The sequence below is a fragment of the Micromonospora sp. DT15 genome (genome assembly GCF_049841475.1).
Taxonomy (GTDB): domain Bacteria; phylum Actinomycetota; class Actinomycetes; order Mycobacteriales; family Micromonosporaceae; genus Micromonospora.
Genome location: NZ_JBNCKJ010000010.1, coordinates 170762 through 193774 on the forward strand (window position 1 = coordinate 170762; position 23013 = coordinate 193774).

20 protein-coding genes and 1 other RNA gene are annotated in these 23013 nt (G+C 70.6%); 6 read left to right on the forward strand and 15 right to left on the reverse strand.

Going from position 1 to position 23013, the window contains the following annotated elements; genetic code table 11:
- Positions 1 to 320: 320 nt before the first annotated feature.
- Complete coding sequence (mdlC, locus tag ACLQ3F_RS22605; protein ID WP_425851240.1) at positions 321 to 1916, forward strand: benzoylformate decarboxylase; 1596 nt, start codon at positions 321 to 323, stop codon at positions 1914 to 1916.
- Positions 1917 to 1922: 6 nt separating this feature from the next.
- Here mdlC and ACLQ3F_RS22610 read toward each other — a convergent pair whose 3' ends face one another.
- The 10 genes from ACLQ3F_RS22610 to pruA all read right to left on the reverse strand — a co-directional run bounded on the left by ACLQ3F_RS22610 (position 1923) and on the right by pruA (position 10708).
- A complete protein-coding gene (locus ACLQ3F_RS22610; protein WP_357208092.1) occupies positions 1923 to 2876 on the reverse strand; it encodes a hypothetical protein in 954 nt (317 codons plus the stop codon).
- Between the two features lie 45 nt (positions 2877 to 2921).
- The gene (locus tag ACLQ3F_RS22615; RefSeq protein ID WP_355005546.1) at positions 2922 to 3446 is read right to left on the reverse strand and encodes a hypothetical protein; all 525 of its coding nucleotides are present in this window, start codon (positions 3444 to 3446) and stop codon (positions 2922 to 2924) included.
- A gap of 160 nt (positions 3447 to 3606) precedes the next feature.
- Positions 3607 to 4281 (reverse strand): hypothetical protein, encoded by a 675-nt coding sequence (locus ACLQ3F_RS22620; RefSeq protein ID WP_425851241.1) that lies wholly within the window; start codon positions 4279 to 4281, stop codon positions 3607 to 3609.
- Between the two features lie 69 nt (positions 4282 to 4350).
- Positions 4351 to 4726, reverse strand: a transfer-messenger RNA (tmRNA) gene (gene ssrA / locus ACLQ3F_RS22625).
- A 104-nt stretch (positions 4727 to 4830) separates the two neighbouring features.
- Positions 4831 to 5310, reverse strand: a complete 480-nt coding sequence (smpB, locus tag ACLQ3F_RS22630) for an SsrA-binding protein SmpB (RefSeq protein WP_124854050.1) — start codon at positions 5308 to 5310, stop codon at positions 4831 to 4833.
- 149 nt (positions 5311 to 5459) lie between these two features.
- A complete protein-coding gene (gene ftsX / locus ACLQ3F_RS22635; RefSeq protein ID WP_112582377.1) occupies positions 5460 to 6335 on the reverse strand; it encodes a permease-like cell division protein FtsX in 876 nt (291 codons plus the stop codon).
- Positions 6336 to 6402: 67 nt separating this feature from the next.
- Positions 6403 to 7083, reverse strand: a complete 681-nt coding sequence (ftsE, locus tag ACLQ3F_RS22640) for a cell division ATP-binding protein FtsE (protein ID WP_030331491.1) — start codon at positions 7081 to 7083, stop codon at positions 6403 to 6405.
- Positions 7084 to 7201: 118 nt separating this feature from the next.
- Positions 7202 to 8323 carry a peptide chain release factor 2 gene (gene prfB, locus ACLQ3F_RS22645; protein WP_357208119.1) on the reverse strand — a complete coding sequence of 374 codons (1122 nt, stop codon included), beginning with the start codon at positions 8321 to 8323 and terminating at the stop codon, positions 7202 to 7204.
- Between the two features lie 64 nt (positions 8324 to 8387).
- Positions 8388 to 8903, reverse strand: a complete 516-nt coding sequence (locus tag ACLQ3F_RS22650) for a PadR family transcriptional regulator (RefSeq protein WP_238666587.1) — start codon at positions 8901 to 8903, stop codon at positions 8388 to 8390.
- Between the two features lie 176 nt (positions 8904 to 9079).
- The gene (gene pruA / locus ACLQ3F_RS22655; protein ID WP_357203330.1) at positions 9080 to 10708 is read right to left on the reverse strand and encodes an L-glutamate gamma-semialdehyde dehydrogenase; all 1629 of its coding nucleotides are present in this window, start codon (positions 10706 to 10708) and stop codon (positions 9080 to 9082) included.
- Positions 10709 to 10999: 291 nt separating this feature from the next.
- On the opposite strand from pruA, the gene ACLQ3F_RS22660 reads away from it, so the two are divergent.
- Positions 11000 to 12154: a hypothetical protein gene (locus ACLQ3F_RS22660; RefSeq protein ID WP_425851244.1), complete on the forward strand. Its 1155-nt coding sequence runs from the start codon at positions 11000 to 11002 to the stop codon at positions 12152 to 12154.
- A gap of 130 nt (positions 12155 to 12284) precedes the next feature.
- Here ACLQ3F_RS22660 and ACLQ3F_RS22665 read toward each other — a convergent pair whose 3' ends face one another.
- Complete coding sequence (locus ACLQ3F_RS22665) at positions 12285 to 12794, reverse strand: DUF6912 family protein (protein WP_425851245.1); 510 nt, start codon at positions 12792 to 12794, stop codon at positions 12285 to 12287.
- A gap of 216 nt (positions 12795 to 13010) precedes the next feature.
- Between ACLQ3F_RS22665 and ACLQ3F_RS22670 the strand changes: the two genes are divergently transcribed.
- Positions 13011 to 13238, forward strand: coding sequence for a helix-turn-helix domain-containing protein (locus ACLQ3F_RS22670; RefSeq protein ID WP_425851247.1), 228 nt, complete (start codon positions 13011 to 13013; stop codon positions 13236 to 13238).
- A 269-nt stretch (positions 13239 to 13507) separates the two neighbouring features.
- A complete protein-coding gene (locus tag ACLQ3F_RS22675) occupies positions 13508 to 14098 on the forward strand; it encodes an Rv3235 family protein (RefSeq protein WP_425851249.1) in 591 nt (196 codons plus the stop codon).
- Between the two features lie 104 nt (positions 14099 to 14202).
- Here the strand turns inward: ACLQ3F_RS22675 and secA are convergent, their stop codons facing one another.
- Positions 14203 to 17130, reverse strand: a complete 2928-nt coding sequence (gene secA / locus ACLQ3F_RS22680) for a preprotein translocase subunit SecA (protein WP_425851251.1) — start codon at positions 17128 to 17130, stop codon at positions 14203 to 14205.
- A gap of 168 nt (positions 17131 to 17298) precedes the next feature.
- On the opposite strand from secA, the gene ACLQ3F_RS22685 reads away from it, so the two are divergent.
- Positions 17299 to 18453 carry a GNAT family N-acetyltransferase gene (locus tag ACLQ3F_RS22685; RefSeq protein WP_425851252.1) on the forward strand — a complete coding sequence of 385 codons (1155 nt, stop codon included), beginning with the start codon at positions 17299 to 17301 and terminating at the stop codon, positions 18451 to 18453.
- Positions 18450 to 19562: a GNAT family N-acetyltransferase gene (locus ACLQ3F_RS22690; RefSeq protein WP_425851254.1), complete on the forward strand. Its 1113-nt coding sequence runs from the start codon at positions 18450 to 18452 to the stop codon at positions 19560 to 19562. Before ACLQ3F_RS22685 ends, ACLQ3F_RS22690 begins: the two co-directional genes overlap by 4 nt.
- Positions 19563 to 19617: 55 nt before the next feature.
- Here the strand turns inward: ACLQ3F_RS22690 and hpf are convergent, their stop codons facing one another.
- From hpf to ACLQ3F_RS22705, 3 genes are all read right to left on the reverse strand, one after another.
- Positions 19618 to 20253 carry a ribosome hibernation-promoting factor, HPF/YfiA family gene (gene hpf / locus ACLQ3F_RS22695; RefSeq protein WP_355005557.1) on the reverse strand — a complete coding sequence of 212 codons (636 nt, stop codon included), beginning with the start codon at positions 20251 to 20253 and terminating at the stop codon, positions 19618 to 19620.
- Positions 20254 to 20498: 245 nt separating this feature from the next.
- On the reverse strand, positions 20499 to 21173 hold the full coding sequence (locus ACLQ3F_RS22700) for a ComF family protein (protein WP_425851359.1): 675 nt from the start codon (positions 21171 to 21173) through the stop codon (positions 20499 to 20501).
- A 37-nt stretch (positions 21174 to 21210) separates the two neighbouring features.
- Positions 21211 to 22989 carry an LpqB family beta-propeller domain-containing protein gene (locus ACLQ3F_RS22705; protein ID WP_425851361.1) on the reverse strand — a complete coding sequence of 593 codons (1779 nt, stop codon included), beginning with the start codon at positions 22987 to 22989 and terminating at the stop codon, positions 21211 to 21213.
- Positions 22990 to 23013: the final 24 nt, after the last annotated feature.

Genomic DNA, 23013 nt, shown 5'->3' on the forward strand with positions numbered 1-23013 from the left:
CCACACACCCGTCAACCGTGAGCCCGCGCCGGGCGCCGGTCATCGACCGGATCCGCCCGCCGCATCGGGTTCAGCCGCGCTGTCAACGCCATGCCTGGCACCATAGCCTGCGTGCTGGGTGCTGGCTAAGGTCTGACCGGCGGGTGATCGGACAGTTAAGACGAAGGGCCGACGCGCCCGGCGGCGGAGCTCCCGGTGATCGACCGATCGGGGCCACCGGCGGCCGAAAAACGCCCGAAAGGTCCGTCACATCCCGATAGATTCGGCTGATCGGGAGGGCGAGCGCGGTTGCCCCTGCCCGCGAGACGGAGGCGGGTGCGATGGCAACTGTCCGGGACGCGACGTACGACGTGCTCCGCACCCTCGGTATGACCACTGTCTTCGGCAACCCTGGTTCCACCGAGGAGCCGTTCCTCCAGGACTTCCCCGCCGACTTCCACTACGTCCACGCGCTGCATGAGGCGACGGCCGTCGCGATGGCCGACGGCTACGCCCAGGCCAGCGGGATGCCCGCCCACGTCAACCTGCACACCGCACCGGGCACCGGCAACGGCATGGGCAACCTGGTCACCGCCTGGCACAACAAGACCCCGCTGATCGTCACCGCCGGCCAGCAGACCCGGGAGATGCTGCTCCTGGAACCCCGGCTGGCCAGCCGCCGACCCACCGAACTTCCGCAGCCCTACGTGAAGTGGGCCTACGAGCCGGCTCGGGCGCAGGACATCCCCGCCGCGATGCTGCGGGCGTACGCGACGGCGGTGCAGCCACCGGCCGGGCCGGTCTTCCTCTCCCTGCCGATGGACGACTGGGCCCAGCCGGCCGACCCGCCGCCCGCGCCGCGAACGGTGGCCACCCGGTTCGCGCCGGACCCCCAGCGGTTGGAGGAGTTCGTCCGCGTGCTGGCCGGCAGCCGCAACCCGGTGCTCGTGTACGGGCCGGGGGTGGACCGCTCCGCAAGCTGGTCGACAGCGGTCGCGCTGGCGGAGCGGCTCGCCGCGCCGGTCTGGTCGGCACCCGCCACCGAACGGTCGGTGTTCCCCGAGGACCACCCGCACTTTCGCGGCGTGCTGCCGTACGCGATCGGTCCGCTCGCCGAGGCGCTGCGCGGGCACGACACGGTGCTGGTCGTCGGCGCCCAGGTGTTCCGCTACTACCCGTACGTGCCGGGCGGGCACCTGCCCGACGGCGCCCGCCTGCTGCACATCACTGACGACCCCGACGAGGCCGCGCGGGCCCCGGTCGGTGACAGCCTGCTCAGCGATCCGGGACTGGCCCTGGCCGCGCTGGTCGAAGGGGTGCCGCCGAGCGACCGGCCGGCACCCAGGCGACGGGAGGCGCTCGCGCCACCGGAGATCAGCACCCCGCTGAGCGCCGACGCCCTGTTCGCCGCACTGGCCGCGCACTGGCCGCCCGACGGCGTGCTCATCCAGGAGTCACCCTCCAATCTGTCCGCGCTGCGTCGTCAGCTGCGGATCACCCGCCCGGCGTCGTACTTCACGATGGCCAGCGGCGGCCTCGGCTACGGCCTGCCGGCGGCCATCGGCATCGCACTGGCCGAACGGGACACCGGGCGCGGTCGCCCGGTGGTGGCGGTGATCGGCGACGGCTCCTTCCACTATTCGGTGCAGGCGCTCTGGACGGCCGCGCGCCTGGCACTGCCGGTGGTGGTCGTCGTCCCGGTCAACCAGCAGTACGCGATCCTCAAGGCGTTCGCCGAGCTGAAGCACACTCCCGGGGTGCCCGGCCTGGACCTGCCGGGGTTGGACGTCGTCGCGATCGCGGCCGGCTACGGCTGTGCCACGCAGGTGGTGGAGACCCCTGACCAGCTCGGCGCGGCGCTCTCCGCCGGGCTGCGCGCCGACCGGCCCACTGTGGTGCCGGTACCGATCAGCACCGAAGTGCCCGGCATCCTCTGAACCGGGTCAGCGCGGTCCGATCGACAGCGGGGCGCCGGTGAGGACGTCCAGCACCGGTCGGCTGCCCAGCGGTGTCGCCAGGGTCACGGTGACCGGCTCCACCTTCAGCAGGTCGATGCATTCGCCGGTGGCCCGGGTGACGCCGCCACCGACCACCACGACGTCCGGCCGTTCCCACACCAACGGCGTGATCCCGGTGTCGCACGCGCCGACGCCGAGGCGCACTGTCAACCGGGCGCCGTCGACGGCGGCCAGGTCCTGGGCCGCCACCAACCCGTCCGGCAACGGCCGGGCCGGCGTGGTCGGCTCGGGCACGGGGGTGACCGCCGTCGGCGCGACGGCGAGCCGGACCACCGGCGTGGTCAGCTCCTTGATGGTGAACAGCCAGGCCGGGACCTGCGCCACGCCACGGCTCGTGCGCACCGGCACGGCGCCCAACGTGACAGCGGTGACGGTGAGCGGGAGGCAGGCGGTCTGCGTGCTGCTCGTGACCCACCCGTCGGGCCCCGGTTCGACTGTGGGGCCGCCGGGGGTGGGCCGTCCGGGCCGTTTTGGCCGCCCCGGGCAGGGCAGCGGGTCACCCTGGTCGAGCTGCCGGTACGCCTCGGCGGCACTGACCAACGGCAGCGTCAACCGGCCGTCCGGGAACTGGATCTCGCCGCCGACCCGGGTGGGCGGTATTCCGACCTGCTCGCGGTACCACCCGGCCCGGAAGGCCGCCTCGGTCTCGGGGGTGAAGCCCGGGTCACCGGTGAGCACTGTCGGCCCCTCCAACGGCACGTAACCCGTGCGCCACTCGACGCCGGGCCGCCACGCCTCGGCGACCTGAGCGGCCCGCTGGGCGAAGGCCTCCGCCCCGTCCGTGCGGCTGGGCGGGCCGCCGGCCGGACCGGCGTCGGTCGCGGCACAGCCCGTCAGGAGCAGCAACGGGAGTACGAGCAGCAGGGCGAGCCGATTCATGCACGGTTCGACGCCTCCGCCGACCGGCTGGTTCCCGACCTGAATTCAGGTCTCGCCACCCAGATCCGTCTGGTACGCCTCCCAGAGCAGGTCGGCGCCGCGCCGCCGATGTCGGGCCAACCGCCGCAGCAGGTGCCCGGCCCGGTGTCGCAGCTCATCGGGGCGCGTCTCGGGCCGCTCGGCGATCTGCTGAACCGCCAGGATCACGGCGACGATCGCCTCGTGCTCCCGGGTCAGCAGCCGCACCCCGTGGTCCAGTCGTGGCGACTGGCTGAGCAACTCCCGGTAGAGGCCGGTGGGACCTTCGGTGACCCGGACGTGCTCGGCGAAACCGTGGCGCACCGGACGCAGGCGAAGGAGCACCTCCTCGCGCCAGCACGGCTCGGTGCTCGCGACGGCGACGGCCCGGCCGAGGGCGTGCACGTCACCGGCGAGGCCGGCCGGGCGCGGCACGCCGGGAAGACCGAGGGAATGTGGATCGGCGGGGAGCCCCGCCGGATGCGCGACGCGCGGTTGGGCGACGACTGACGGCTGCTGGACCGGACCGGTGACCATTGGCACCTCCCGCACGGCGACTCTGCTACCCCATACCGCGATGGTGAGGCTGCCCGGCCCACCCTGTCCAGGGCCCAGGCTCGTCTCATCTGCCCCGTTGACCCCAGTGACCCCACCAGCCCCGCTGCTGTGGGCCTCCAGCCCTCCGCACGGCCGCCTGGGACGTACGACCGCCTCAGTCGGCCGACGGGCGCTCTGCCAGCCGGCGCAGGTGGTCGGCCACGGCGGTCGCGTCGCCCGCCGGCTCGTCGCCCGGTCGACCCGTCGTGATCGCCTCGGCCAGCGCCCGCAGCTCGGACGGCGGCAGGACGGGCAGCCCCATGCCGCGCAGCGGGATGGTGACCCCCCGGGCGCTCCCCGGGTCGGTCGCGAGAATGGCCCGCGCCTGCGGTTCGCCAGCCGGGTCGTCGTCCGCCTCGCGGTACGACACCGCACCGGACTCGATCCGGGCGGTGGCGAGGTCGACGGTGCGGGTGCGCAGCGCACCGCGTACCCGAGCCCGGCTGCCGTCCAGCCAGGCGGCCGTACGGAGCACCCGCAGCACCAGGTAGAGGCCGAGCAGCACAAAGGGCAGACCACACAGGCCGACCAACGGGCTGGGACCGGACTGGTTCGGGTCGACGGAGTCGCGCAGCCCGGGCGGCAACAGCCCCGGTGGCAGGTCGCGAGCCTCCTCATAGGAGGCGAACGCGTCACCCCGGCCGGTCAGTCGGCGCAGCAGCCCATCGGCGACGAGGGGCAGCGCCACGAACGCCGCGCCGACGGCCGTGAGCAGGACGCCGAACACCACCGCCACGACGCGCTGGCCGGGCGACGCGCCGACCGACAGGCGCAGCTCCTGGTTGGTCACAGGAGGCAGCGTAAGACCCCGCGAACAACGAAGCGCCCCGGCTGGTGGGCCGGGGCGCTTCGTTCGAGGTGGTGGAGGTGCCGGGAATCGAACCCGGGTCCTTCGCCGGTTTGTCAGGGCTTCTCCGAGCGCAGCTCGCTGTGCCTCTACTCGGCCCCACCGCTCACGCGAGCAAGTTGGTGTGACGGGCCCAGTCGCTGATTAATCTCGCCGCACGGACCCCGCGACCGGGTCCGATTGGCCAGCCTCCTAGCTGATGCCGGCTACTGGGACGAAGGCGTTCCCAGGCCGACAGACTTAGCTACTCGCCTCAGGCGGCGAGAGCGAAGTCAGCGCGATTTTGCTTGGCGCTTATAAGTTTCCGACGACCGATTCTCGAGACGACGTCGGCTTCCTCGGCTCGCTTCCCCTGTCGCTGCGTACGAAGTCGAAACCAGTCACCCCCTCGACAGGCCGCCGATGTGGCGGCACTGACAAGACTAACGCCTGCCGCAACAGCTTTCATCCCGAGCCCCGGGCCGGCACGCCGACCCGGACAAACAGGATGAACTAGTCGTCCATTCCCTTGCCACGTCGACCGGACACCCGGGCGATCTCCCGATCCGCGTCGCGCTTGGCGAGATCCTGGCGCTTGTCGTACGACTTCTTGCCCTTGGCCAGGGCGATCTCGACCTTGGCCCAGCCGTCCGAGAAGTAGACCTGCAACGGGACGATGGTGAAACCGCCCTCGCGGGTCCTGCCGAGGAGCTTGTCGATCTCGCCCCGGTTGAGCAGCAGCTTGCGGGTACGCCGGGGCTCATGGTTGGTCCAGGTGCCCTGGGTGTACTCCGGGATGTGCATCGCGTGCAGGAACAACTCGCCGTCACGTTCCTGCGCGAACGCGTCGACAAGTGACGCTCGCCCGGCCCGAAGCGACTTGACCTCGGTGCCGGTCAGCGCCATGCCCGCCTCGTACGTGTCGAAGATGGCGTAGTCGTGGCGCGCCTTCTTGTTGGAGGCGACCACCTTGCGCCCCTTTTCCCGTGGCATCGGTGCCACCCCCTCTCCTGGCGTCCGCGGCCGGGCCCACCCCGGCCGGACAACCGATCATGCTACCCGAACGACAAGGACCCTCCCGCGCCGTTTATTTCCGGCTGCGGGAGGGTCCTCGGGAGACCACGGGACGACCCGTACGGTGCCTAGACCCGCAGGTAGAAGCGCAGGGTGATCCAGGCGGTGCCCGCGCTGACAAGACCACCGACGCCGGCCATCAGCGGGAAGATGAACAGAATGTCGCCCCAGGTGATCGGCGAGAGCAGACCCTGCAACGCGCTCAGCGACCCGTCGAAGAGCAGATACTTCGCCGCGACCAGGGCCACCAGACCGAGGAGTGAACCGATCAGGCCGGCCACCACGGCCTCCAGCACGAACGGCGCCTGGATGAACCAGTTGGACGCGCCGACCAGCTTCATGACCGCCACCTCACGCCGCTTGCTGTACGCGGCCACCTGAATGGTGTTCGCGACCAGCAGCAGGGCGGCGACCGCCATCACGATGGCGGCGGCCAGGGCGATGTTCTGGATCGCGGTGAGGATGTTGAAGATCTTGTCGAGCAGTCGACTCTGGTCGACGATCTCCTCGACACCCTCCGTGTCCTTGTACTGGTCGTAGACGTTCTTGTACTGCTCCGGATTGTTCAGTGTGAGTCGGAAAGACTCGGGCAGCTGGTCCGGCTTGACCGCGTTGACCAGATCCGGCGCGTCCTGGTACATCGACTTGAAGCGCTCGTACGCCTGGGCCTTGTCGACGTAGATGACCTCCTTGACCAGGGGGTCGCCGTCGAGCTTGGTCTGCAGGTCGGTGCGCTGCTGCTCGCTCACCTCCTGCTCCATGAAGATCGAGACCTGGATGTTCTTGTAGTAGAGGTCCTTCATGTCGTCGACCTGGCGGTACATCAGACCGCTGGCGCCGAGCATGGTCAGCGAGACCGCCATCGTGATGATCATCGCGATGGACATGGTCACGTTGCGCCACAGTCCGACCAGTACCTCGGACAGGACGTATTTCACGCGCATCGGGATTTCCTCCGGGTCTCCGGCATGAGGTGTTCGTCGTCAGGCTGCGCAGGGGTGGAGCGCCGGCTCACCCGTAGACGCCGCGGGCCTGGTCACGCACGATGCGACCGCTCTCAATCTCAACGACGCGGCGGCGCATCTGGTTCACGATGTTGGAGTCGTGGGTGACCATCACGACGGTCGTGCCGGTGCGATTGATCCGGTCCAGCAGACGCATGATCTCGATCGAGGTGTCCGGGTCCAGGTTTCCGGTGGGCTCGTCCGCCAGCAGGATCAGTGGACGGTTCACGAACGCCCGGGCGACGGCGACCCGCTGCTGCTCACCACCGGAGAGCTCGTGCGGGTAGCGATGCTCCTTGCCACCGAGCCCGACCAGCTCCAGCACCTCCGGCACGACCCGGCGGGCAACCGCCTTCGTCTTACCGATCACCTCAAGGGCGAACGCCACGTTCTCGTAGGCGGTGCGGTTGGGCAGCAACCGGAAGTCCTGGAAGACGCAGCCGATCGATCGCCGGAAGTGGGGTCGCTTCCAGGATCGCATCGACGTGACGTCCTTGCCGTTGACGACGACGCGCCCCTTGTTGGGGGCCACCTCGTGCAGCAGCATTTTGATGATCGTGGACTTGCCGGAGCCGGATGGACCGATGAAGAAGACGAACTCGCCCTTCTCGATCGAGACGGACACGTTGTCGAGCGAAGGCCGGGACGCCTTCGGGTACGTCTTCGTCACTTGCTCAAGCTGAATCACGGGTGGTGAGTCTACGCGGTGTAACAACTGAGCCAAGCCCCACGCCCCACAGATCCGGCGCGCGTCGTCGAATCAGGCCTCTACCTGGAGATCGATGACGCGCTCCGCCCGCGAGCCGTCACGCAGTGTCGTTGGCGAGTTGACGCTGCTTGCGCCAACGGATGCCGGCCTCGATGAAATCGTCGAGGTCGCCGTCGAAGACCCCGCTCGGATTGCCGGTCTCCTGCTCGGTTCGGAGATCCTTCACCATCTGATACGGGTGCAGGACGTAGGAGCGCATCTGGTCGCCCCACGAGCTCGTGCCGCCGCTCTTGAGGCCGGCCATCTTCTCTTCCTCCTCCTGGCGCTTGCGCTCCAGGAGCCGGGCCTGGAGCACCCGCAGCGCGGAGGCCTTGTTCTGCAACTGGGACTTCTCGTTCTGGCAGGTCACCACGATGCCCGTCGGGATGTGCGTCAGGCGCACCGCCGAGTCGGTGGTGTTGACGCTCTGCCCACCCGGCCCGGAGGAGCGGTAGACATCGACCCGAACCTCGTTCTCCGGGATGTCGATGTGGTCGGTCTGCTCGGTGACCGGCAGAACCTCGACACCCGCGAAGCTGGTCTGCCGACGGCCCTGGTTGTCGAACGGGCTGATCCGGACCAGCCGGTGCGTGCCCGACTCGACGCTGAGCGTGCCGTACGCGTACGGCACCTTCACCGCGAAGGTGGCCGACTTCAGGCCCGCCTCCTCGGCGTACGACGTCTCGTAGACCTCGGTGGGGTAGCCGTGCCGCTCCGCCCAGCGCAGGTACATCCGCAGCAGCATCTCGGCGAAGTCCGCGGCGTCCACGCCACCCGCGCCGGCCCGGATGGCGACCAGCGCCTCCCGGGAGTCGTACTCGCCGGAGAGCAGGGTGCGGACCTCCATCTCCTGGATGGCCTTGGTCAGCCCGGTGATCTCCGACTCGACCTCGGTCAGCACACCCGGGTCGGCCTCGGCCTCGGCCAGCTCCAGCAGCACCTGGGCGTCGTCGAGCCCGGAGCGCAGGCTGCCCAGCTTGCTGATCTCGCCGTTGACGTACGACAGCTGCGAGGTCACCTGCTGGGCCTTGGCCTGGTCGTCCCACAGATCGGGGGCGGAGGCCTCCTGCTCCAGGCGGGCCTTGTCCTCGTGGAGCCGGTCGAGGTTGAGGACGGCCTCGATGTTTCGCAGGGTCGCGTCGAGTTCCTTGAGCTGTTCGGCGTAATCGGCAGCGGTCACGACAGACAAGCGTACTGCGTCGGGAGCGGAGCAGCTCGTTCCCTATGCGCGAACCCGCCGACCATCACCCGACGGGGGCGGACTTCAACCATGACAGGGCCGCCCGGTGGTAGGCGACGGCGAACTCCAGCGCGCTGGCGTCGTACGTCTCGCCGTCCCGTTTGGCGTTCTTCACCTGCTCCCGCACCTGGGCGAGGGCCTCGGTGTGGTATTCGTTGGCCGAGGCGTAAAGGCCCTTCAGCTGGCTGGCGGAGTGCAGGTTGCCGAACGCCATCCGGAGCGCTATCGGGTTGCGGATGGTGTCCCGCCCCGGGTTCTCCGCGAGCCAGCGGGAAAACGTCCGTTTTCCGCTGGCGGTGAGTGCGTAGGGCTGGCTCATCCGCGGGCCCGGCTTGCCGAGCCGCACGTAACCCCGCTCAGCCAGCACCGGCAACTCGCGGTACACCTGACTGCGGGTCATCGACCAGTACGGCGCCAGACGGCGCTCAGCGGCGGCCATCAACTGACCGCCTGTCATCGGGCCCTCGTGGAGGAGGCCGAGAAGGGCCGCCGCCGTAGGGTTGACTCCGGAATCCGCCATGGCCACTACGCTGCCACTTTGCGCACCCGGCGTCCAGGATTTGCCGGTTTGCCACCCGACAGGACTTCCTAAGTGCACTGTCGGCGGCAGACTGTCCGTTGAGGACTATCGATGGATTGCCACATTCCGGGCATCCCGCCGGCGGCGCCCACGCGCCGCCGGCGGGTCGTCGCCGGTCAGCCCATGTGGGGGTACGTGTGGTCGGTCGGCGGCACGAAGGTCTCCTTGATCGTCCGCGGGGAGACCCAGCGGACCAGGTTCAGCCAGGAGCCTGCCTTGTCGTTGGTGCCGCTGGCGCGGGCGCCACCGAAGGGCTGCTGCCCGACCACCGCGCCGGTCGGCTTGTCGTTGATGTAGAAGTTGCCGGCCGCGTACCGCATCCGCTCACCGACCGACTCGACGACCCGGCGGTCGGTGGCGAACACCGAGCCGGTCAACGCGTACGGGGCGATCGACTCCGCCTGCGCGACGACCTCGTCGAAGCGGGCGTCGTCGAACACGTGCACGCCCAGGATCGGCCCGAAGTACTCGGTGGTGAAGGTCTCGTGAGCGGCGTCGCCGCACTCGAAGAGCGTCGGTCGCACGAAGTAGCCGACCGAGTCGTCGGCGGTGCCGCCGGCCAGCACCCGGCAGCTGTCGTCACCGGCGATCAGCTCCAGCGCGGCGGTGTGCCGGGCGAAGGCCTTGTCGTCGATGACCGCACCGCCGAAGTTGCCGAAGTCGGTCACGTCGCCGTAGGTCAGCGAGTCGGCGGTGGCGGCCAGCCGGTCCCGCAGCCCACCCTCCCAGATCGAGCGCGGCACGTACGCCCGCGAGGCCGCCGAGCACTTCTGGCCCTGGTACTCGTACGCGCCACGGATCAGCGCGGTGTGCAGAGCGTCCACGTCGGCGCTGGTGTGCGCGACGACGAAGTCCTTGCCGCCGGTCTCGCCGACCAGGCGCGGGTAGCCCCGGTAACGGGAGATGTTGTCGCCCACGGTCCGCCACAACTGCTGGAAGACCTTCGTTGAACCGGTGAAGTGGATGCCGGCCAGATCCGGATCGGCGAGCACGACATCGGAGACCTCCTCGCCCCGACCGGTGACCATGTTGATCACGCCGGGCGGCAGGCCGGCGGCCTCGAACAGCCGCATCGTGAAGTGCGCGGCGAACTGCTGGGTCGGGCCCGGCTTCCAGACCACGGTGTTGCCCAGCAGGGCCGGCGCCGACGGCAGGTTGCCGGCGATGGCGGTGAAGTTGAACGGGGTGACCGCGTAGACGAAGCCCTCCAGCGGGCGGTGGTCGAAGCGGTTCCAGACGCCGGGCGAGGACGCCGGCTGCTCCTCGAGCAGGCGACGCGCGAAGTGCACGTTGAACCGCAGGAAGTCGATGAACTCGCACGCCGCGTCGATCTCCGCCTGGATCGCGGTCTTCGACTGACCGAGCATGGTGGCGGCGTTGAGCGTGTCCCGCCAGGGACCGGCGAGCAGCTCGGCGGCTCGCAGGAAGATCGCGGCGCGCTCCTCGAAGGGCAGCGCCCGCCACATCGGGGCGGCGTCCTTGGCCGCCCTGGTCGCGGCGCGCGCGTCGTCGTGGGTGGCGTGCCCGGTCACCCCCAGCACGTGGGCGTGCTTGTGCGGCTGCACCACGTTGATCGGGTCACCGCCGGCCATCCGCTGCTCACCGCCGATGGTCATCGGCAGGTCGATGCGCTCGGCGGCGAGCTCGGTCAGCCGCCGCTGGAGCCGGTCCCGGTCGGGGCTGCCCGGCTCGTAGTTGCGAACCGGCTCGTTGCGCGGCTCGGGAACGGAGAACACGGCATCCATCAAGGCTCCTGGCGATCTCGACAGCAGTGGCGAAACCGGAACCGCGGGCACCGACCGGATGGCCGGACACCGGACGCCGCACGGGAGGCCGAGCAGCGGCGGGACCTCCCGTGATTCTCCCACGACGGGCCGCGCGACCCACTTCCGCCACCGCCCCGCGCCAAGGACCGCCCCACCCCTCCTCCCCTTACCGACCGGCCTCGATCCGTCCCGCCGTCCCGGGGCGACAGGCAGCCCAGCAGGCCCGCGTACCCTGAATGGTCGGTGACCTGCCGCCTCGAAGGGGAGACGATGACCAAGCAGCCCAGCCGCGTCCCCGCGGTCAAGCAGCCCGGCCGCGTCCCGGCCGCTGAGTCGGACGAGCCGGCGGTCGACGCGGCCAGCGCCGGCAGTCGGCCGCTTCCCGCCCCCGGCGCCACAGTGCTCGCGCTGCTGGCGCTCGGCTGGCTGGCCGCCATGCTCTGGTCCACCCGGGAGGCCATCACCTCGGCGGCGGCCGGGGTCACCGCGATCAGCCTCTCCGCGTTCGCCCTGCCCGGCGTGATCTCGGCCGCGCTGGTGGCCGGGGCGGCCGTCGCGCTGGCCGCCGGCAACCTGCTGGCCCGCCGGTACGGCGACTGGGCCACCCTGCGCTTCGCCGGGGCGATCGGCGGCGGAATGCTGGTCGGGCTCGCCGCCGCGGTGGCCATCAACCTCACCTACTTCGACACGTCCACCACCAACGTGATCGCCGGCACCACGGCGGCCGCGGCGATCATCGGGGGCGCGCTGGCCGGCGCGCGGACCGCCCCGGCGATCGGTGCTGTGGTCACCGCCGCCCTAGGCACGCTGATCTTCGTGGTCGCGTTCAGCCGCGCCCGGGACCCGCTGTTCGACCTCTTCGGCTCCGGCGACAGCCAGGAGTCGTTGATCAACGCAGCCAAGTGGGTGTCCCGCACCGAATCGCTCGTCGCCGGGCTGCTCGCCGGGCTACTGGCCTTCGGCTACCTGACCTGGGCGCGGCGTCGAGCCGTCCGCCGCGATCCCGAGGCACCGACGCTGCGCTGGCCGGCGTACCTGCTCGCCGGCGCCGGCCCGGGGCTCCTCCTACTGCTCGCCGAAGTGATCATCAGGGTTGGCGGCCGGTCGCTGCTCGACCTCGCCAGCGCGCTCAGTGAGGCCGACGCGGTAGCCCAGACCTCGCTGGGCACCTCGCGGGTCGACAACGGCATCTGGGTGCTCTTCGTGGGGGCGCTGACCGCGCTCATCGCGTTCGGCCGCACGCTCAGCCCCGCCCACAGTGACGACGACGAACCCGCCAGCGACCCGAACCCCGTCGCGGACCAGGCCGACCCGGCGGACGACAAGCCGGGCTACGCCAAGGCGTTCGACGCCGACCCGGCCGAGACGTTCGACGCACCTGAAACCTCCGGAGCCGACCCGGCAAAGGCCGACCCAACGCGCTGAGCCGCCCCCCTCCCCGGTCGATCATGGAGTTGTGGTGGGCGGTTCAACTGCCTGTGCGGCTTATGTTCACCACCACAACTCCATGATCGGAGCCGGGGGCAGCTCGGGCGGTCGGGGCCGGTGTTCCCGGTCAGTCGGTGGCGTTGAGAACCTGGTCCAGCTCCGTCACGTCGTACCACTCCAGCTCGTGGTCCTCGGCGCCGTCGACGGTGAACTGGGCGTCCGGGTCACCAGCCGCCGCCTCGGCCACCACGTCGGCAGCCGCGCCGACCTCCTCGGCCGCGTCCGCGCTATCCACGTGGATGGCCGCGACGGCACCCACCGGCACGGCGTCGGTCAACGCCACAAAGCTGGAGCCCAGCTCACCGTCGCCGCGCCCGACCGCCGCCGACGGCAGGTCGACCGAGACGACGACGCGACGCCGGGGAGCGGTCGGATCGGCCCGGAGCAGGTGCAGGGCGTCCTGGGCTGCGCGGGTGAAGGCGACGTACTCCAACTCCTCCTCGTCACCCTCGGCGTACCACTCACGAAGCGCCGGAGTCACGGCGTGCGCCTGGTCGGCGGCCAGCCCCTCCTCGCGAAGCCGGGCCAGCATCGGTACGGTCGCCGGCACGTACACCCGGACAAGCTCGTCGGTCACCGGTCGTCTCCCCGCGTCGTCCTCCACCGGCGGCCGCCGGCACGGGCGCAGATCATGCCGCACGCCGTGACCGTCATACACCCCGCCTCCGGCCGGAGGAAGTTTCCCGCCGGTGTGTCCCGCGCGGGTTGGTCGGCCACTGAACCGGTGCGGCACTGGGCGGCGAGGTCTGTCGGTGGCAAACTGAGCCAAACGACATCAACCCCGGGAGTTTCTGTGGAACCCAGGTTCCTGCTGCTCTCCGACGTGGCCGCCGAGCTCAACGTGTCGGACTCGCAGGTCTACCACATGGTGCGCAGCGGTGAACTGCCGGCGATCAAGATCGGCGGGCGCGGCCAGTGGCGCGTAGAGCGCACCCGGCTGGAGGAGTACATAGCGCGCAAATACGATGAGACGGCAGACTGGGTGCAGAGCAACCCGCTGGTCGACCGCGACTCCGAGTAGCAGAGCCCCGGCCCACCCGCCCATCCGTCCCGCCGAGCCCGCCGAGCCCGCCGAGCCCGCCCGAGCCCGCCCGAGCGGATGATCCACTCGGTTTCGCGGAAGTCGTGGCATTGAGGCCGCTCGGACACCGCGCTATCAAGGAACCCGAGTAGATCATGCCCTTTGTCGGGCCGAGGCCGCCGCGAAGCCATTGACCGAGGCCGTTCTGTCACTCAGAATCGAGCTTGTCGGAGGCAAACGTAGGCAAACGCAAGATCGAAGGGGCCCTGATGAGCGGAGCGCGATCCGGTCCTTCCCGACCACCAGTGCGGCTACGCCCCGTTCCGCCCTTCGATCCGCCCTACGTGGACGAGAGCGACGGGTCGTACTGGCCGGGGCCAACCGACGGTCAACTCGCCCTCGATCTGTTCGCCTCCACCCGGCCCAGCCCGATTCGGCCGGCGGAGCGGCGAGCAGCCCTGCGCCCGGTGCCCAGCCGGTCCACCACCCACCCGGTCGCGTCGTTGCCGCCGTCGACCGCACCGGAAACCACCCGGGCCGCGCACCGCTTCGTCGGCACCTGCCTGGAGGTGGTCAACGGCTACCGTTCGCCGGCCCAGGTGCGAGCGCTACTCGACCCGACCCGAGCGGGCGACCTGCTGACCGAGCTCGCCCGCGCACCCGGCCGGGCCGGGACATCCCGCCGCCGTAGCGGCCGGCCACTGGTCCGGCTGCTACGCCTGCGGGTCTGTGAGCCCCGGGAGACCGCAGTGGAGGCGGCAGCCGTCCTCACCGGCACGGGCGGCCGAAGTTGGGCGATGGCCCTGCGCCTCGAACATCGCCGGGGCCGCTGGCTCTGTGTCGCCCTGCACGTGCTCTGACCCGCCTGCCCCGGTCGGTCGCGAGGCTCACAAGAACACCGACGGGTCCCGGCCTGGTCGGCCGGGACCCGTCGGTCAGACGCTGTCAGTGCAGCTGCTGTTGGTCAGTTGCCGCCGTTGGGCGCGCCGTGGCAGCGCTTGTACTTGCGGCCCGAGCCACACGGGCACGGTGCGTTGCGGGACGGGCCGTTGCTCGCCTCCGCCTGGTTCGGTGCCGGCCGACGGGCAGCAGCCGACGGAACAGCCGGGCCACGCAGCCCGGATGCCGGCCGCTGCGGCGCGGACGGCGCGCTCCGCCCCGGTGCCGCCGGAGCACCCGGAGCCGGTCGGCCCACACCGAGCGCCGGAGCCTGCTGTTCTGCCTGCTCCACGGCGACCGCGCCCGGGCTGGCCTCACCGTCGATGGTGGGGGCGGAGTATTGCAGGCCCTGCCGCCGCGGTGCCTGGTTGAGGCCCTTGGCCCGGATCTCCACCGGCTTGTCGAGCAGGGTGACCTCGTCGGCCCCCTCCTCGGGCTCCGGTTCGGTCACCTGGACGTCGACGTTGTAGAGGAAACCGACTGTCTCCTCCTTGATGCCCTCCATCATGGTGGCGAACATGTCGAAGCCCTCGCGCTGGTATTCCACCACCGGGTCGCGCTGGGCGTACGCCCGGAGGTTGATGCCCTCCTGGAGGTAGTCCATCTCGTAGAGGTGCTCGCGCCACTTGCGGTCGATGACCTGGAGCAGCACCATCCGCTCGAGCTGGCGCACCCCCTCGGTGCCGAGCTGCTCCTCACGCCGGTCGTACGCGGCGTTGGCGTCGTCCTTGAGGCGGGCGACCAGGAAGTCGGCGTCCATGCCGGCCCGGGAGCCACCGGCCTCCTCTTCCAACTCCTCGATCGTCACGCCGACCGGGTAGAGCTGCTTGAGGCTGGACCAGAGCTGATCGAGGTCCCAGTCTTCGCCGTAGCCGTCGGAGGTGGCGCCCCGCACGTACGCCTCGACGGTGTCGTCGATCATGTTGCGGACCTGGTCGGAGAGGTCTTCACCGTTGAGCACCCGGAGCCGCTCGGCGTAGACGACCTGGCGCTGCTTGTTGAGCACCTCGTCGTACTTGAGCACGTTCTTGCGGATCTCGGCGTTCTGACCCTCGATCTGGGCCTGGGCGCTCTTGATCTGCCGGGTGACCATCTTCGACTCGATGGGCACGTCCTCCGGGATGTTGAAGCGCTCCATCACCGCCTCGACCGCTCCGGCCCGGAAGCGCCGCATCAGCTCGTCCTGAAGGGACAGGTAGAAACGGGACTCGCCCGGGTCGCCCTGCCGGCCGGCACGACCACGCAGCTGGTTGTCGATCCGCCGGGACTCGTGCCGCTCGGTGCCCAGCACGTAGAGGCCGCCGGCGGCCGAGACCTCTTCCGCCTCGGCGTCGCAGGCCTGCTTCCAGGTCGGAAGGACCTCCTCCATCGCCTTGGCGTACTCTTCCTCGTTCTCCAGCGGGTCGAGGCCGCGCTGGCGCAGCTCGTTCGCGGCGAGGAACTCGGCGTTGCCACCGAGCAGGATGTCGGTGCCGCGGCCGGCCATGTTGGTCGCCACGGTGACCGCGCCCTTACGCCCGGCCTGGGCGACGATCTCGGCCTCCCGGGCGTGGAACTTGGCGTTCAGCACGTTGTGCGGGATGCCACGGCGGCGCAGCAGCTGGGAGAGGATCTCGGAGTTTTCCACCGAGACGGTGCCCACCAGCACCGGCTGACCCATCTGGTGCCGCTCGGCGATGTCCTCGATGACGGCGTTGAACTTGGCCTTCTCGGTCTTGTAGATGACGTCCGGCCGGTCCTCGCGAACCATCGGGCGGTGGGTCGGAATGGTCACGACGCCGACCTTGTAGACCTTGTTGAACTCGCTCGCCTCGGTCTGCGCCGTACCGGTCATCCCGGACAGCTTCTCGTAGAGGCGGAAGTAGTTCTGGAGGGTGATGGTGGCCAGGGTCTGGTTCTCCTGCTTGATCTCCACCCCCTCCTTGGCCTCGATCGCCTGGTGCATGCCCTCGTTGTAGCGACGGCCGTGCAGGATGCGACCGGTGAACTCGTCGACGATCAGGACCTCACCGTCGCTGACGATGTAGTCCTTGTCGCGCTTGTAGAGCTCCTTGGCCTTGATGGCGTTGTTGAGGTAGCCGACCAGCGGGGTGTTCACCGACTCGTACAGGTTGTCGATGCCGAGCCGGTCCTCGACCTTGGCGACACCCCGCTCGGTCACCGCGATGGTGCGCTTGGAGTGGTCGACCTCGTAGTCGCCCTCGCCGTCGGTGCCGGCCTGGAGCCGGGCCACCACGCCAGCGAACTCGCCATACCAGCGGGCGGAGTGCTCGGCCGGGCCGGAGATGATCAGCGGGGTGCGGGCCTCGTCGATCAGGATGGAGTCGACCTCGTCGACCACCGCGAAGTTGTGCCCGCGCTGCACCAGCTCTTCCTTCGACCAGGCCATGTTGTCGCGCAGGTAGTCGAAGCCGAACTCGTTGTTGGTGCCGTAGGTGATGTCGCACTCGTACGCGGCCTTGTGCTCACTTGCCGGCCGGTTGGGCAGCACCACGCCGACGGTCAGCCCGAGGAACTCGTGCACCCGGCCCATCCACGCCGCGTCACGCTGGGCGAGGTAGTCGTTGACCGTGATCACGTGGACGCCCTTGCCGGAGAGCGCGTTGAGGTAGACGGCCATGACCGAGGTCAGCGTCTTGCCCTCACCGGTCTTCATCTCGGCGATGTTGCCGAAGTGAAGCGCCGCGCCGCCCATCACCTGGACGTCGTACGGGCGCTGGCCGAGCACCCTGGCGGACGCCTCACGGGCAACCGCGAACGCCTCCGGCAGCAGGTCGTCGAGGGTCTCACCCTCGTCGAGCCGCTCCCGGAACTGTTCGGTCATGCCGGCCAGTTCCTCGTCGGTGAGGTTGATGTAGTCGTCCTCGATCGAGCTGACGGCATTGGCGATCGCCTTGAGGCGGCGCACCATGCGGCCCTCGCCCGCGTTAAGGACCTTTTCCAGAATCGACACGGATCAACGCTCCCCTAGACAGTCTCGAACCATCGTAGGCGCTTCATCGGCGCGATGGTCACTGGTGGCGGTGCTCGACCCCGCCGAACCCGACATAACTCGCGTCCTGCACACGCCCCAAACGTTATCCGGTTACGCCGTCGGCGAACGCTGCGGCAGGATGCACGGGTGGAGCTCGTGGAGATCATCGAGGACGGCGTGCTGCTGCGACCCTGGCGAGAGACGGATGCCGAGGCCGTGCACCGAGCCTGCCAGGACCCGGACATTCAGCGTTGGACCACCGTACCGCGCCCGTACCGGCCGGAACACGCCCACGGATTTGTCACCGAGATGAGCCGGAAGGCCTGGGCCGAGGGCACCGGGGCACCGTTCGCGGTCTGCGACCCGGACACCGGGGAGCTGCTGGGCTCCAGCGGGCTCACCTCGATCGGCGAGGACGGCACCGGTGAGATCGGCTACTGGACGGCACCCTGGGCGCGTGGTCGAGGCGTGATGGTCCGGGCCACCCGGGCGGTGGCCCGCTGGTCCTTCGACACCCTCGGGCTTCGCCGGCTCATCTGGCAGGCCGAGGTGGGCAACCACGCCTCCCGGCTGGTGGCCCTCCGGGCAGGTTTCCGGATCGACGGCAGGTTGCGGCTGGCCGACCCGGCGCTGCTGCCCGGAAGCGCGGACGGCTGGATCGGCTCGCTGCTGCCCGGCGAGGTGCCGGCCGCCGGGTCGACCGGTCCGGCCGGGCCGGGCACCCTCGCCGCCCGCCGGGCCGCCATCTTCGGCCGCCCGCAGCCCGTTCTGTTCGCCGAGACCGGGGCCGGCGAGCTGCGGTTGCGGCCCATGGAGGAGAAGGACCTGGACGCGGTGGTGCAGACCTGCCGGGACCCGGAGACCATCCGCTGGACGACGGTGCCGGACCCGTACGACCGGGCCGACGCGGAGGGCTACCAGGCGTACGGCCGCGACTCCTGGGCTCGGGGGGACGCCGCCTGCTTCATGATCGCCGACGCCGACGACCGGTACGTGGGCACGCTCGACCTGCGGCTCTCCCCCACCGACCCGCTGGTGGCCGACACCGGCTTCATGACCGCGCCGGCGGCCCGGGGCCGGGGCTACCTGCCCGCCGCGCTGGTCGCGCTCAGCGCCTGGGGCTTCAGCACGTTGGGCCTGGCGCGGATCGAGTGGAGGGCGAACGTGGGCAACACCGCCTCCCGGCGAGCGGCGGAGAAGGCGGGCTTCCTGGTCGAGGGGACGGCCCGGGGTGGCGTGCAGCACCGGGGCGAGCGGGTGGACGTGTGGGTCGGTGCGCTCCTCGCGAAGGATCTGGGATGAGTCTGCGGCCGGTCGTCGAGGCGCACGGGGTGCGGCTGCGCCCCTTCCGCCCGGAGGACAGCGCCGAGGTCGTCGACGGCTGCGCGGACCCGCTGACCCAACGGTTCGTGTCGAACCTCCCGACGCCGTACACCGAGGCCGACGCCCGCTGGTGGATCGACGTCGGCGCCCCGGCGGCCTGGACCGGCGGCGGCACGGCGTACGCCGTCGCGGACCCCGCGACCGATCGGCTGCTCGGCGCGGTGGGGCTGAACAACCCGGTGCCCGCCCGGGGTCAGCTGGAGATCGGCTACTGGATGCGGCCGGCGGCCCGCGGTCGCGGGCTGGCCACCGCGGCGACCCGCGTGCTGAGCGAGCACGCGTTCGCCGCCGGGGCGGCCCGGCTGGAACTGCTCACCGAACCGGAGAACGGTCCGAGCCAACGGGTCGCGCTGGCCGCCGGCTTCCGCTACGAGGGTCTGCGCCGGTCGGCCGGTGCGTCCCGCGACGCGGGCCGGCACGATCTGCTGGCCTGGGTACGCGTCACCGGTGATCCGCCCGGCCCGACCGCCCGGCTGCTGCCCGACCTGCCCGGCGGGGTGCTCACCGACCAGGTGGTGGCGCTGCGCCCCCTCGCGCCGGACGACGCGGCGCTGATGTACCGGTTGCACAGCCGACCCGAGGTGGTGGCGAACCAGGCGCCGCCGGTGCCGCCGACCCGCGAGGCGATGGAGCGGCGTTGTCGTCTCGCGCAGAGCGGCTGGCTGACCGGCGAGATCGCCAGGCTGATGATCACTGACGTGACCAGCGGCGAGCCCGTGGGCAGTTGCGGCTTGTCGTACACCGACGTGGCCGCCGGCGAGGCATCGGTCGGCTACGCGTTGCTGCCGGAGTGGCGCGGCCGGGGGTACGCGACGCGGGCGGTCCGGTTGCTCGCGGGCTGGGCGTTCGGCTCGGTCGGTATCGCCCGGCTGTCGGCCGGAACGGTGCCGGACAACGCCCCGTCGCACCGGGTGCTGGAGCGGGTCGGTTTTCGGCGCGAGGCAGTTCAGCGCGGGCGACTGCCCGGACTGGCCGGTGCCCGCCTGGACGACCTGACCTTCGCGTTGCTGCCCGCCGACCTCCGCTGACCGGTGTCGCGGGGTTGTGGTGGGGGCACCCCACCACAACCCCACGAGCTGCCGGTCAGGTGGCGAGAGAGATGATGCCGTAGTCGTACGCGTGGCGCCGGTAGACGACGCTGGGGCGGCCGGACTCCTTGTCCTGGAAAAGGTAGAAGTCGTGGCCGACCAGTTCCATCTCGAACAACGCGTCGTCGATGGTCATCGGCTCCGCCGGGTGCACCTTCTCCCGGGCGATGTGCCACGGCTGGTCGTCGTGCTCCTCTTCGACCCGTTCGGCAACGGCGGTGCCGGCGCGGGCGCCATCGCTCGGCGCGCTCAGCGCGTTGGGCACCAGGTCCGCGACCGGCAGGCCAGCGGTGGCCTCGGCGACGGAGATCGGCGCGTGCCGACCCCGGTGTACGCGGCGGCGGTCGGCCGCGCGGCGCAGCCGGGTGTCGAGCTTCGCGATGGCCGCGTCGAGCGCGCTGTAGAAGTCGTTCGTGCAGGCTTCGGCCCGCATGACCGGGCCCCGGGAAACGCAGGTGATCTCCACCCGCTGGCAGTGATCGGCCTGGCGCGGATTGCGCTCGTGAAACAGCTCGACATCAACGCGAATAAGTTTGTGGTCGTAGCGTTCGATCTTCGCGAGTTTCTCGGCTACGTGTACCCGGTAATGGTCCGGCACTTCGACGTTTCGGCCCTTGACCACGATGTCCACGTGACCTCCCTTTTTCGGACGGTCTTCGATCCGGTTGCCCGGCCGCGCGCCGTGGGGAGACCCGCTGGCGTCGACCGGTTGGTACGGCTACGCCTCCTCTCACCGCCGAGGGTGGTGGGAACGACCTCCTACCCCCGACAGCGAAACGCTAACTCTTGTTTGCCCGGCAGTCACCCCATGTTGCCGAGACGACCCAGGATTTTTCGCAGCTCATACACCAACGGGTGAAACGGAAACACTATGGGTTACGACTGGTGCCTTTTCTCGGTCGCCGCGAGCACCGCCGCAACACCCGGTGCCCATCCTGTAGCGGTCAGCACCCGGCTCGCGGCGGCGAGGGTCACGCCGGTGGTGACGATGTCGTCGAGCAGCACCACGACCGGCGCCGGGCCGCCGGCACGACCCCGGACCGGCCCCGTCGGGCGGGGCTGGAAGGCCGCCTCGGCCGCCGCCGCGCGCCCGGCGCTGTCCAGGGTGACCGAGTCGGGCCGGGGTGACGCCCGCAGCGGACGGTGCACCCGCACCGCCCAACCGCTCCGGTTGAGCCGGGCCGCGCAGTGCCGGGCCAGCCGGTCGAGGTGGTCCCCGTAGCGGGACCGGGCCGCCGCCGCGGTGTCCGGGACCGGAACCAACGCCAGCGGACGGGCCCCACCGACGGCCGCCGCGACGACCTCGGCGAGCAGCGCGCCGAGCGGGCGAGCAAGCCCGTGTCGGCCGTGTTCCTTGTACGCCAGCAGAGCCTCGCGCAGCGGACCCGCGTACGGGCCGAGGGCGACGCAGGACGGCAGGCCCGGCGGGGCGGGGGTGGGGCGGACCGCCCGTGGCCGCAATGCACCCAGCGCCACGACACAGGCTGGGCAGACCCCGTGCCGCAGGCCGGGTCGGCGCTCCCGACAACCGGCGCAGTCGGCGGGCAGCACCAGGTCGGCGAGGTCCGCCCAGAGCCCGCTCACCGTGTCAGTAGAGGAAGAACGGCGCCGACGGGTTGCTCGGCCGGACACCGGTCGGCACCGGGGCGATGTCGCGTACCCGGCCGGGCTCGATCCGTTCGAACGGGCTGCTGCGGTAGGCCACCCCGTTCGCCTCGTACATGTACGCCCCGCCGGGCGTCCGCACACTGCGGTTGGTCGGGTACGCGGTCAGGTGGGTCACCTTGGCGCCGAGGTCGGTCCGCAACGGTGTCTCCAGGGCGCCGTCGACACTGATCTCGTAGATCGCCGGCTGGCCGACCGACCCCGCCACCACCAGCTGGTCCTCCCTGCCCCAGTCGACAGCCGTCGGGTTCGTCAGCGAGGTGACCAGCTCTCGGGGCGGGCCGATGGAGGCCCCGCCGCCGTCGAGGTTGACCGCGGCGACGTAGAGACGGCCGCCGACGATCAGCGCCACCCGCTGGCCGTCCAACCCGGCGGCCACCGCGGTGACCGCGGCGGAGGGCAGGTTGAGCGGCACCGGATACATCCGGGCCGCCTCGTCGAACCGGTAGAGCTGCCCGTCGGCCACGACGAGGCCGCGGCTGGGACGGTTGTCGACCGTACGCAGCCAGACCGGTCGGCCGATCGAGGAGTATTCGGCGCCGCTGCGGCTGACCACGGAGACCGGGTCGGCACCCGTGCCCACGGCGAGTCGGTACCGGTTCTTGCCGCTGCTGGCGACCACCATCGCGGCGAGGATCCGGCGGTCCTTGGCCAGCCCGAGGCTGGCGGAGACGACGTTACGGTTGGCCTCGGGTGTCAACGGCACCGTGCCGCTGGGCTCGCCGTCGAAGTCGAGTGGGTGGATCGCGCCGTCGTACACGCCGAACCGCTGCGGGCTGGTGGCATACGGGTAGAGCACCCGGGCGTCTCGTCGCTCGCCCAGGTCCACCACGGGCTGCGCGTTGTTGCGGATCTTCAACTCCAGCTGACCGGTGAGGTCCCCCAGCGACCAGGCGATCTGCGTAATCAACTGATCGATCCCGCTCTGGTCGTCGCCGGACATGTCCAGGTTGACCTCCCACCGACCGTTGCCGCCGGTGGCGTTGTTGATCAGCTCGGTGCGGTCGGGCAGCCCGACGACTCCCGGGCGCAACCAGTCGGAGGGGCCACCGACCAGCCACTTCACCACCTCGTTGACCTGCCGCTCGACCGGCACCGCCTGCGGTCGGTAGCGCTGGTCGGGCACCAGGCGGCTGCGGTCCGAACTCCAGAAGTAGATCGTCTCGTCCTGGTAGTACTCCCGAAGGGCGGTGTCGCTGAGCAGCAGCACGTTGGGCGGGTTGATGACGTAGAGGCCGGCCCGGTCATCGTTGACGCCGCCGTTGAAGGACGCACTGCGCAGGCCGAACTCGTACTCCGTCTCGGTCGCCACCGGTGGGGCCAGGATGCCGTTGGTCCGCAGCACCCCGATCTGCTGCACGGTGATCTTGACGGTCGTGGTCGAGTCGCTGTTGAGGGTGTAGACCGCCTCGCGCAGCCGGACCACGTTCAGCGCGACCTCGCTGCCCTTCTTGTCCTGCAGGCGAGTCTTGTCCTCCGGGGCGATGAACGCCTTGACCCGCTCGTACGCCCGATCCGGCTCGCCGGCGGCGGCGGACAGGAAGTTGCGGACGAACGTCTCGTTGACGCTGCCGCTGGCCGTGCGCGTCGGTGGCTCACTGCCCCGACTGATCACACCGGCCTCGGTCGCGGCGCTGCCCTTGCCGTCCACCCGCACGTCGGATGCCGCCGGAATGCCACAGCCGGCGCCCAGCAGCACCATCACGCCGAGGGTTCCGAGCAGAGT

What these genes read in the sequence shown, in the direction of transcription:
- ACLQ3F_RS22660 (WP_425851244.1), top strand. Translation starts at nt 11,000, where the DNA reads ATGACCAAGCAGCCCAGCCGCGTCCCCGCGGTCAAGCAGCCCGGCCGC.
- ACLQ3F_RS22650 (WP_238666587.1), bottom strand. Translation starts at nt 8,903, where the DNA reads ATGGCGGATTCCGGAGTCAACCCTACGGCGGCGGCCCTTCTCGGCCTC.
- smpB (WP_124854050.1), bottom strand. Translation starts at nt 5,310, where the DNA reads ATGCCACGGGAAAAGGGGCGCAAGGTGGTCGCCTCCAACAAGAAGGCG.
- ACLQ3F_RS22690 (WP_425851254.1), top strand. Translation starts at nt 18,450, where the DNA reads ATGAGTCTGCGGCCGGTCGTCGAGGCGCACGGGGTGCGGCTGCGCCCC.
- ACLQ3F_RS22675 (WP_425851249.1), top strand. Translation starts at nt 13,508, where the DNA reads ATGAGCGGAGCGCGATCCGGTCCTTCCCGACCACCAGTGCGGCTACGC.
- ftsX (WP_112582377.1), bottom strand. Translation starts at nt 6,335, where the DNA reads ATGCGCGTGAAATACGTCCTGTCCGAGGTACTGGTCGGACTGTGGCGC.
- pruA (WP_357203330.1), bottom strand. Translation starts at nt 10,708, where the DNA reads ATGGATGCCGTGTTCTCCGTTCCCGAGCCGCGCAACGAGCCGGTTCGC.
- ACLQ3F_RS22705 (WP_425851361.1), bottom strand. Translation starts at nt 22,989, where the DNA reads ATGGTGCTGCTGGGCGCCGGCTGTGGCATTCCGGCGGCATCCGACGTG.
- mdlC (WP_425851240.1), top strand. Translation starts at nt 321, where the DNA reads ATGGCAACTGTCCGGGACGCGACGTACGACGTGCTCCGCACCCTCGGT.
- ACLQ3F_RS22610 (WP_357208092.1), bottom strand. Translation starts at nt 2,876, where the DNA reads ATGAATCGGCTCGCCCTGCTGCTCGTACTCCCGTTGCTGCTCCTGACG.